This window comes from Syntrophales bacterium (assembly GCA_030655775.1).
Taxonomy (GTDB): domain Bacteria; phylum Desulfobacterota; class Syntrophia; order Syntrophales; family JADFWA01; genus JAUSPI01.
On sequence record JAUSPI010000241.1, the window covers coordinates 38,862 to 49,294 of the forward strand.

12 protein-coding genes are annotated in these 10,433 nt (G+C 44.7%); 8 read left to right on the top strand and 4 right to left on the bottom strand.

What is annotated here, in order from left to right; all coding sequences use genetic code 11:
* Positions 1-10 precede the first annotated feature (10 nt).
* Both Q7J27_13500 and Q7J27_13505 read right to left on the bottom strand, forming a co-directional pair.
* Complete coding sequence (locus Q7J27_13500; protein ID MDO9530155.1) at positions 11-820, bottom strand: undecaprenyl-diphosphate phosphatase; 810 nt, start codon at positions 818-820, stop codon at positions 11-13.
* The gene (locus Q7J27_13505) at positions 817-975 is read right to left on the bottom strand and encodes a hypothetical protein (GenBank protein MDO9530156.1); all 159 of its coding nucleotides are present in this window, start codon (positions 973-975) and stop codon (positions 817-819) included. Before Q7J27_13505 ends, Q7J27_13500 begins: the two co-directional genes overlap by 4 nt.
* A gap of 90 nt (positions 976-1,065) precedes the next feature.
* Here Q7J27_13505 and Q7J27_13510 point away from each other — a divergent pair, with 90 nt between their 5' ends.
* Positions 1,066-1,491, top strand: a complete 426-nt coding sequence (locus Q7J27_13510) for a single-stranded DNA-binding protein (GenBank protein ID MDO9530157.1) — start codon at positions 1,066-1,068, stop codon at positions 1,489-1,491.
* Between the two features lie 89 nt (positions 1,492-1,580).
* Here Q7J27_13510 and Q7J27_13515 read toward each other — a convergent pair whose 3' ends face one another.
* Positions 1,581-1,775, bottom strand: a complete 195-nt coding sequence (locus Q7J27_13515) for a twin-arginine translocase TatA/TatE family subunit (protein MDO9530158.1) — start codon at positions 1,773-1,775, stop codon at positions 1,581-1,583.
* A gap of 125 nt (positions 1,776-1,900) precedes the next feature.
* On the bottom strand, positions 1,901-2,731 hold the full coding sequence (locus Q7J27_13520; protein MDO9530159.1) for a DUF4115 domain-containing protein: 831 nt from the start codon (positions 2,729-2,731) through the stop codon (positions 1,901-1,903).
* Positions 2,732-3,256: 525 nt separating this feature from the next.
* Between Q7J27_13520 and Q7J27_13525 the strand changes: the two genes are divergently transcribed.
* From Q7J27_13525 to Q7J27_13555, 7 genes are all read left to right on the top strand, one after another.
* Positions 3,257-4,042, top strand: coding sequence for an inositol monophosphatase family protein (locus tag Q7J27_13525; GenBank protein MDO9530160.1), 786 nt, complete (start codon positions 3,257-3,259; stop codon positions 4,040-4,042).
* A 15-nt stretch (positions 4,043-4,057) separates the two neighbouring features.
* Positions 4,058-4,363: a zinc ribbon domain-containing protein gene (locus Q7J27_13530; GenBank protein MDO9530161.1), complete on the top strand. Its 306-nt coding sequence runs from the start codon at positions 4,058-4,060 to the stop codon at positions 4,361-4,363.
* 142 nt (positions 4,364-4,505) lie between these two features.
* Entirely contained in the window at positions 4,506-4,637 is a 132-nt protein-coding gene (locus tag Q7J27_13535; protein ID MDO9530162.1) for a hypothetical protein, read from the top strand.
* 380 nt (positions 4,638-5,017) lie between these two features.
* On the top strand, positions 5,018-6,379 hold the full coding sequence (locus Q7J27_13540; GenBank protein ID MDO9530163.1) for a TrpB-like pyridoxal phosphate-dependent enzyme: 1,362 nt from the start codon (positions 5,018-5,020) through the stop codon (positions 6,377-6,379).
* 72 nt (positions 6,380-6,451) lie between these two features.
* On the top strand, positions 6,452-6,718 hold the full coding sequence (locus Q7J27_13545) for a hypothetical protein (GenBank protein MDO9530164.1): 267 nt from the start codon (positions 6,452-6,454) through the stop codon (positions 6,716-6,718).
* 338 nt (positions 6,719-7,056) lie between these two features.
* Positions 7,057-8,451 carry a replication-associated recombination protein A gene (locus Q7J27_13550; protein MDO9530165.1) on the top strand — a complete coding sequence of 465 codons (1,395 nt, stop codon included), beginning with the start codon at positions 7,057-7,059 and terminating at the stop codon, positions 8,449-8,451.
* Positions 8,452-8,455: 4 nt separating this feature from the next.
* The gene (locus Q7J27_13555) at positions 8,456-10,147 is read left to right on the top strand and encodes a glutamine--tRNA ligase/YqeY domain fusion protein (protein ID MDO9530166.1); all 1,692 of its coding nucleotides are present in this window, start codon (positions 8,456-8,458) and stop codon (positions 10,145-10,147) included.
* Positions 10,148-10,433 lie beyond the last annotated feature (286 nt).

The following is a 10,433-nucleotide window of genomic DNA, read 5'->3' on the forward strand; positions in this document are numbered from 1 at the left end:
CGTTAAACGATCATATATTAAAAAGCAACGTGGCAATACCCACAAACCAGCAGTAGTAAGCGAAGATACTAAGCCCTCTCTTTTTGATTATTAAAAAGAGAAGCTTCAATGACATAAAACCGGTTAATAGAGCGGCAATGGTACCGGCTATATAGATAATTAAGTCGCTCGACGGAACGGAAACAATGTGCCGTGATTCGAGGATCACTGCCCCAATTACTGCCGGGATTGAAAGCAGGAAGGAAAACCTTGCCGCCGTTTCCCTGTCCAACTTTCTGAATATTCCAAAGGCTATCGTTGAGCCGGATCTCGATATGCCCGGTACGATAGCGATCCCCTGGACAATACCGATAATTATACTGTCAGTGATGGTCATATCCTTTTCGAACTTCTCTGTGTTTTTGATCTTGTCAGAAAGAAACAGTAAAAATCCCGTTACCAGAAGCATGAAAGCAACAACATTAACTGATTCGAAGAGTATATGAACCTTGTCTTTTAATGCAAACCCAATAATACATGTAAATATGGTTCCCACTCCAATAAGAACTGCAGTCTTCCTTCTAATAGATATAAGGGCATAATCTACATTATCGGGTTGTTTCGGTACTATGGCTTTTACAATTTCGTATAAATCTCTCCTTAAGAAAAAAATGACCGCTAAAAGAGTCCCGAAATGGAGCATCACGTCAAAAAGAACACCAGGCTGCCTGAACCCCTTCATAAAACTCTGAGCTATAACCAGATGGCCGGAACTGCTCACCGGTAAAAATTCCGTTAGTCCCTGAATAACTCCAAGTATTATTCCTTCCCAGGGACTCAAAGTCTGTCCTTCCCCTCTGTCACAGTCATACCGTTGTAATAATTTCTGACGAGGGCATCTCGAACTTCTGTTATGAGTTCATCACGAATCATCGGATTTCCCTTGTTGTAATTCGTTATCTGATGGAATGTTATAAGATGATTACTTAATAACACAGGTGATGTCAACAAGGAATATAATTAGATTGTCAAGTTTAGTTAAGTGGTGTATAGGGTCAAGATACATTATTATTAAGGGGGGTTAAAATGATTAACAAAGCTATCCTTGTGGGAAGACTAGGAGCCGATCCCGAAGTAAGATATACTCAAGATGGCACGATGGTTACGAATTTAAGATTAGCCACCAGCGAGCGCTGGAAAGACAAAAGCGGTGAAAGGGCAGAGAGGACCGAATGGCACAGAATTGTTACTTTTGGAAGATTGGCGGAGATATGCGGAAATTATCTTTCGAAAGGAAGCTTGGTTTATATTGAAGGCAGGATTCAAACAAGATCCTGGGAAGATAAAGATGGCGACAAACGATACACCACAGAGATAGTTGCCTTAAATATGCAAATGCTTGAGTCAAAAGGCCAGGTATCGGAATCGCAATCGCAAGTTTCGGATCAGAATGAATCAGAGCAGACATTTCCAGGTTCAGAATCGGCACCCGAAGACGACGTTCCCTTTTAACAGGTTACAAGAGTCGTCTATAATTCTTAAAGCTTACCGGTTCAGTTTGAATCTTAGCTTGTAACCCCTGCGGACCGCTCTAAGTGATCCTATTTGTTCTCATCTTCGTTAATCTTTTTAGAATCAGGAGTTACGTCTATTTCTTCCGGTTCGGCTGTAGCTTTTTTAAAGTTCTTTATGCCCCTGCCGATTGCACTACCTATCTCGGGAAGTTTTCCTGCACCGAATATGATAAGTATTATCACCAGTATTATAAGCAACTCGGGCATTCCTATTCCAAACATATTAACATTACCTCTTAACAGACAATTAGTATTACTTTATTCGTGTTGTCACCTTAAAACATCAAGGTGTCCTTGTCAAACATTTACTTAAACTCAAAGTGGGGTTATCTTCCGCTTTCGATATCTTACGGCAGTGTTAAATGGATGACCTGACCATGTTTTCCCAAGACTCCAAGAGATTCCCCTTGAAAAGTAAGATTAACGCCTCCGGCATTACCAATATCAATTGTAAACCCTTTTGAAGCCTCTTTATAGATCTTTTCACCAGGTCTCAATAAAACTTCTTTAGGAGGGTTATTATCTACTGTTATGCTTAGCCATACCAGTTCAGTTGCTTCTATGGTCATTTTATAGGCAGCCTCAACAACTTCGTTTTGCTTATTAGCAATGTCCTGACTGACGCTGGATTCTTCTTCAATTTCCGTTTTGAGCTCTTCCGCTTGCTTTTCCACTACTGCGGGTTGAGGTTCAGCCTCTTTTACTGTTACTGCGGTTTTACTTTTATCAGCAACTTCCTTTTTAACATTTTCTGCCTTGTGCTTAGGATACAACAAGAAAATGATAAAGACTATAATAAAAAGGCCTGTTAATATCCATCCTGGGAGACTGCGGTGAGAGTTATAAAACTTAGACAGACAACTCTTGCTTTTAACTGCTTCCTCACGAGATGACTTATCCTGTTCCAGATATTTCTCATAACGGGAAAGTATCTTTTCGCTATCAATACCTACCGCTTTAGCATAGGTTTTTATAAAAGTCCTTGTGTAGACGGATTCAGGAAGTAAGTGGAATTCTTCATTTTCAATGGCCTCAAGAATTAAAATTCTAATCCTGGTTGATTCAAATAAATCATTTAAGGTTATGCCACTTGATTCCCTGACTTTTTTTAAATCAAGGCCGGTTTCTTCAACATCTTGTTTCAATTCTTCAGTGATGGAGTTATTTTCGTTTTTCATAGAATCTACCGTACGCTAAAGCAAACCTGAAACACTTTTAAGCTTGTTATAAATTTACCAGATGAGACATCTATCATTAAATATATGGTCACGCAACAAAAAGTTGATACCCCAAAATAGACATTGACCCTTCCAACACAGTAGGATAGGCGTCCCGCCTGTCCATAATGGTGAAACGCTTAGACAGCCGAGACGGCTGTCCTACGGGATGGGGAGAACAGACTTTATTTTCAATGTCTATTTTGGGGTGGTAACTTCAGCACATGGCATCGTAGGAGCCGATGCCTGCCTGTGCGTCTCCCTGTCTTCATCGTGGACACGACAGGCAGGCGCACGCAGACATGCCCCCACCGCCATTAAACAGGTCTGCTCGGGGAAAAACATGCTCTACTTTCTCTCAGTGCCTCTGTGCCTTTGTGCCTTTGTCACTCTGTGCCTCTGTCACTTTGTGCCTGATTTTTAATATTGATAAGCTTGATTCAAAGTGATAGCTTCAATCAGATTACTTTTCCGGAGACTCCACTTATGAATGACTACAGGGAATTTACAATAGATATTGCAAGGGAAGCAGGGAACTTTCTTAAAGAGAGACTGAATGACGAACATACGATAAATTACAAAGGTGTAATCGACATTGTTACAGAAATCGACCAGATGTCCGAAGATATGCTTATATCCAGAATCAACAAGAAATTCCCACACCATGACATACTGGCGGAGGAATCTTCAGAAACAGACAGGGGATCTGAATTTAGATGGATTATAGATCCACTTGACGGCACCACCAATTATGCTCATGGGTATCCGGTTTTCTGTGTGTCCATTGCCCTGGAACAGGAAAATGAGATTATCCTCGGGGTCATTTATAATCCAGTGACGGGAGAAATGTTTGTTGCTGAAAAGGGTGGTGGTGCCTTTTTAAACCATAAAAGGATTTTTGTTTCAAACAACTTAGACCTCTCAAGGAGTCTTCTGGCTACCGGCTTTCCTTATGATATCCGCGTAAACCCGGACAATAATCTCAACTATTTTAATGAGATGGCCACGAAGGTACAGGCTATTCGCCGGGCGGGATCAGCGGTCCTTGACCTCGCATATGTGGCAGCGGGTCGCTTTGACGGATTCTGGGAACTGAGGCTGAAGCCCTGGGATACTGCTGCCGGGTGGCTCATGGTAAAAGAAGCAGGTGGTACGGTTACCGATATTTTCGGGGAAGATTATTATCTGAAATCTCCTCATATGCTCGCCTCAAATGGAAAGATACATGATAAAATGATTGATGTGTTCAGGGCTTGCGCGTGCAAGCCCTAAACACAGGAGCAAAAAATGTTTTTTTTCATCGGCGGCATTCAACCGAGAACCAGACGAATCAGCAATAATCCGAGACCATGCCCTTCCTGCGGTTACCATGCAGCATATCTAAAAAGGGTTGACAACTATCTGAGTCTGTTTTTTATCCCTATTTTCCAGGTCAAGCGTGGTGACACGGTTCTAATGTGTGAAAAATGCGGCGTGGTTCTTGATAAGGAAGGTAGAGCAGTGAAAGAAGGTGATGTCCGGTGCCGCCACTGCGGACGAAATTTGAGCGGAGATTTCACTTTCTGCCCCCACTGCGGAAACAAGACGGGCTAAGCCTGCATTAGGAATTATATTATCATTACTCACTTCGAAAATTTTTCCGGGCGACGCCTCTGGACGGACGACCAAAAATCAGATGTCTTGAAAGACAGGATTTTCCCCTTGACATCAGCCATTTTTATATGTTAGCAGGAAATTGGCTGAAGATACGAGGCAGTTATGGTTTTTAGAGCAGGAATTTTTACTTTTTATTGGTGGTGGCAGGCAAAAACTGGTCTGCCCGTCGAGTCTCTATGGTAAAAAGCAAATAAGGGTCGTGGGCAAATAGGAAACTCCCATGGCTCCTGATATAGTAACTAAAAAAAGCCATGGGTTTTCCCATGGCTTTTTTGGGATCTTGGCAGGCTATCTGAAGTAAAAACGAAAAGGAGGATATATTATGAAACAGGTGAAGGTATTTTGAATAAAAATGATATGAATTTTCCGATAAATTTTGCTAAAGAGGATAGGAAAGGTTTGCATAATTGGTTTTCTGGTCATTGCGAGGAGCGAAGCGACGTGGCAATCTATTTGTAATTACAGATAGTTTGAGATTGCTTCACTACGTTCGCAATGACAATATGTGTATTATGCAAACATCTCAATAGAAGCTCGGCATCAAAATATAAATATTTTTAAATAACCAAATAATAAGACAAGGAGATAAAAATGGATAAGAGAACAAAGTTTACTCTCAGTGAAGAGGAAATACCGCGGTACTGGTATAATATTCAGGCAGATTTGCCTGAGCCACTTCCACCGGTTTTGCACCCGGGCACAGGAAACCCTATAACCCCCGATGATCTGGCTCCTCTATTTCCTATGGAGTTGATTAAACAAGAGGTAAGTACCGAACGCTGGATTGAAATCCCTGAGGAAGTGCGAGATATTTATAAATTATGGAGACCTACAACGCTGTACCGGGCACATAGATTGGAGAAGTTTTTAGATACACCGGCTAAGATCTTCTATAAATATGAGGGGTCAAGCCCTCCTGGAAGTCATAAGCCCAATACTGCCGTGGCCCAGGCGTACTATAACAAGATGGAAGGAATTAAGCGCATCGCCACCGAGACCGGAGCCGGACAGTGGGGAAGCGCCCTCTCTTTTGGCGGCGCTTGCTTTGACCTTGAGATTAAGGTCTATATGGTCAGGATCAGCTACGATCAAAAGCCTTATCGCCGCGTTATGATGGAGACCTGGGGAGCCAAGTGCGTACCAAGCCCCAGCAACGAGACAAAGGCAGGGCGAGATATGCTGGCAAAAGACCCTGATTGTCCCGGCAGCCTTGGTCTTGCTATCAGTGAGGCCGTAGAGGATGCCGTGTCTCGTGATGATACCCACTATGCCCTGGGCAGTGTGCTCAATCATGTCATGCTGCATCAAACCGTAAATGGGCTGGAGGCAAAAAAGCTGATGGAAAAGTTAGATGTATACCCCGATATTATCATAGGTTGTATCGGTGGCGGCTCAAACTTCGCCGGCCTGTTCTTCCCATTTGTTAAAGATAAAATTGACGGTACAAAACCAGACCTGCGTATCATCAATGTTGAGCCTGCAAGTTGTCCTACTCTAACCAAGGGACCATATGCCTATGATTTTGGCGATGCGGCCGGGCTTACTCCATTGATCAAGATGTATACCCTCGGGCACGGCTTTATTCCGCCTCCGGTCCATGCCGGAGGTCTTCGCTACCATGGGATGGCGCCCCTCATATGCCACCTGTATAGATTAGGGTTTGTTGAAGCAAGAGCTGAGCATCAACTTGCAACCTTCCAGGCCGGGATAACATTTGCTCGTACTGAAGGTATTATCAGCGCCCCCGAGGCAAATCATGCTATTAAAGCGGTTATTGACGAAGCCCTTAAGTGCAAAGAATCCGGTGAGTCAAAAACCATCCTCTTGGCACACAGCGGACACGGGCATGTTGATATGGCTGCCTACGATGCCTACCTTTCCGGTAAACTCCATGATTATGAGTATCCCAGGGAAATGGTAGAAGAGGCTTTGGCTCAACTTCCCAAAGTATAAGCAGCTTACACTAATCGAAGTTTATGGGGACAGATTTGAAATCTGTCCCCATAAAAGTTATGGGATAACAAAATGGAAAAATATGATCATTTAGAGATAAGGTGTCCGAGACTGGGAGGGGAGGTTACTTTTTTCTACTGCCGGAGAGAAAGAAATAATCTTCCCTGCCCACACATAATCGACTGCTGGGAAATGTATTTTCCAGTTGAAAAGTATCTCAGTTCAAAACTCTCCCGGGAAGAGTGGGATCGCTGTTTCAATCAAGCACCCAAGAACAAGGTAATGACTCTGATTGAACTCATAGAGGCGGCAAAAAATCAAAAACAGGTCCCGGACTAAAAATTCCTTACCACCCTTCCACAAATCCCTGATTCACCATCAAAATCGGAGAACCCTTGAGAAACATAGGTTTATAATGTTTTATTTGCAGTACTCAGGTGCAAGCAAAATTACTGCAAGACCTTATTACTAAAGGAATTCGTAAAATTAGGCGGTGGATTTGGGAAATGTTCTTGCCTCCCTATTATATTTCAGATAATCTAATCTTGATGGTCTCGTAAAAAGTCTTTTTTGTCACCCAAAATCATGTCCTGAACTTGTTTCAGGATCATTCAGGGTCTCTAACTTACTGAAATAATTAGATGCTGAAACAAGTGAGATCCTGAAACGAGTTCAGGATGACAAATGGTGCAGTTTATGACTTTTTACGAATGCATCAATCTCCGATGGCTGATAAATCAATGGATCTGTTTGATCAAACCGAAAAAGAGAAAAAAGGGGAAATGAGCCCGCTGGCGGACAGGATGCGACCCAAAACCCTCGAGGCTTTTGTGGGACAGCACCACCTCCTTGGAAAAGACGGACTGCTTCGCCGTGCCGTAGAAGAGGACAAGTTGTTTTCTGTGATTTTCTGGGGACCGCCAGGTTCGGGAAAGACAACCTTAGCCCGCATCATCGCCCGCGATACAAAATCTCATTTTGAAGCATTCTCTGCTGTTCTTTCCGGAGTCAAAGAAATCAGAGCCGTTATCGAAGAGGCAAAGTCACAGCTCCGCTATCATCAAAAAAAAACCGTTCTCTTCGTTGACGAAATCCACCGGTTCAACAAGGCCCAGCAGGATGCCTTTCTACCACACGTGGAAAACGGTCTAATTACACTTATCGGTGCCACAACTCAGAACCCCTCATTTGAAGTCATCGCCCCACTGCTCTCAAGGACACGGGTGATGGTCTTAAAGCCATTTTCCGATGACGAATTATCAATCATCCTGAAGCGGGCTTTAAGCGACAGAGAAAACGGTTTTGGACCGCTCTCCCTGGAGATTGACCCGGATGCCCTGGAACACATCATCTGGACGGCCGATGGAGATGCCCGTACAGCCATGAATAATCTGGAGGCGGCAGCATTTCTCGTACAGGAAAAGGAGGCGGGGCAAAGAAAAATCACACGAAAAGTGGTGGAAACGGCTATCCAGAAGAAAGCCCTCCAATATGACAAGCTTGGCGAAGAGCACTACAATCTCATCTCAGCCTTTCATAAGAGCTTGCGGGGAAGTGACCCGGATGCCGCACTTTACTGGCTCTGCCGTATGCTCGAAGGGGGCGAGGATCCGCTCTATATTGCCCGCCGTATGGTCAGATTTGCTTCTGAAGATATAGGAAATGCCGATCCTGATGCACTATCGATAACAGTCTCTGCTATGCAGGCCTTTCAATTCATCGGTCTTCCCGAAGGTGAACTTGCCCTGGCACAGGCCGCCGTCTACCTTGCGACGGCCCCGAAGAGTAACGCTATCTACACAGGCTACGGAAATGTTAAACAGACCGTAGGCACTACCGGCACACTCCCGGTACCGCTTCATATTCGAAATGCGCCAACAGGCTTGATGAAAGATCTCGGCTATGGCAGGGGGTATAAGTATGATCATGATTTTCCCGATGCCCATGCCCCTCAGGACTATCTACCTGAAAAACTGAAGGGACAGATTTACTACCGGCCTACAGAGAGGGGCTACGAAAAAGTCGTCAAGAAAAGGCTTGAAAAGTGGCGCGAGCTCACGAAAGGAAAGTAAACATATGATCCAAAGCAATGCCTCTGCCCCATCTGATTTTATCAGGGATATTATCGAGGACGACTTTAGAACCAACAAGCATCAAGGACGCGTGGCTACCCGATTTCCGCCGGAGCCGAATGGGTACCTCCATATCGGACATGCAAAGTCCATCTGCCTCAATTTTGGTATCGCCGCCCAATACGGGGCTACCTGTAATCTGCGTATGGATGACACAGATCCGAGCGGGGAAAGCATGGAGTATGTGGATTCTATCATTCGAGACGTAAAATGGCTGGGGTTCGACTGGGAGGATCGTTTATATCACGCCTCTGATTACTATGAAAAACTGTACAAGTATGCCGTGCAGTTGATCAAGAAGGGCAAAGCTTTTATTTGCAGCTTAAGTCCCGATGATATTCGGGAGTACCGGGGCTCCTTCACTGAACCGGGCAGAGAAAGTCCTTATCGCGAACGGTCAGTTGAAGAAAACCTGGATTTGTTCGAACGCATGAGGGCCGGAGAGTTTGAAGAAGGTTCCCATGTCCTTCGGGCAAAAATTGACATGACTTATCCCAATATCACTTTGCGGGATCCCGTCATGTACCGGATCAAAAAAGAGACCCACTATAGAACCGGCGATCAGTGGTGCATCTATCCCATGTACGATTTTGCTCACTGTCTCTCGGACTCCATCGAGAAGATCACCCATTCCATCTGTACCCTGGAGTTTGAAAACAACCGGCCTCTTTATGACTGGTTTCTGGATGAACTGAACGTGGAATATCATCCGCAGCAGATCGAGTTTGCCCGTCTCAATCTCAGCTTTACTATTATGAGCAAACGTCTGCTTATGGAATTAGTGGAAAGAGGGTTTGTCAGCGGATGGAATGATCCGCTGATGCCTACCCTTGCAGGTATGCGAAGACGGGGGTTCACCCCCGAAGCGATCCGCGACTTTTGTGACCGAATCGGAGTGGCCAAAAATGACAGTCTTGTCGATATGGCTTTACTTGAAAACTGCGTCAGGGAAGACCTGAATGAAAGTGCCCCGCGCGTTATGGCTGTACTCCGACCACTGCGTGTGGTCATCGATAACTATCCGGAAGACCAGGTTGAGGAATTCGATTGCCCCTATCATCCCAAGAATCCCGAAATGGGCTCCCGTAAAGTGCCCTTCTCCCGTGTACTCTATGTAGAACAAGACGATTTCATGGAAGATCCTCCAAAAAAGTTTTATCGGCTGGCTCCCGGCAGGGAAGTGCGTCTCCGCTATGGGTATTTTATAAAGTGCGTGAGCGTCGTCAAAGATCCTGATACGGGCGAAGTGGTCGAAGTCCACTGCACCTATGACCCGGAAACGCGAAGCGGGTTTGCCCCCGACGGCCGGAAGGTCAAAGCGACCATCCACTGGGTATCGGCAGCTCACTCCATTCAGGCGGAAGTCCGTCTTTACGACCGCCTTTTTCACGTGGCCAATCCTCTGGAGGACGGTGCTGATTATACGGAATATTTCAACCCAAAATCGTTAGAAATCCTCAGTACATGCCAACTGGAGCCAAGCATAGCGGATGCTGTACCTGAAAGCCGGTTCCAGTTTGAAAGGCTTGGCTATTTTTGTGTGGATACCGTTGACTCATCCCCTGACGCCCCTGTCTTCAACCGAACGATAACACTGCGGGATTCATGGGCAAAAATCGCTGACAAGGCGGGGTAATTCACTCATGTAACCGCTCCCTATAAAATCTATTATAAGTGGACTATTCCCCCACCTGATCTACCTTCTCCTCTATACAAGCCACCAGTGTTTTTAATTCATCCTTCTTCAACTGTATAAGGTTTGATGCACTCGTAAAAAGTCTCAAACTGTGTCATTTGTCGTCCTGAACTCGTTTCAGGATCTCGCTTGTTTCAGCATCTAAACATTTCAATAAGTTAGAGACCCTGAAATAAATTCAGGGTGACAAAAAAAGACTTTTTACGAACTTGTCAGGTTTTGGTAA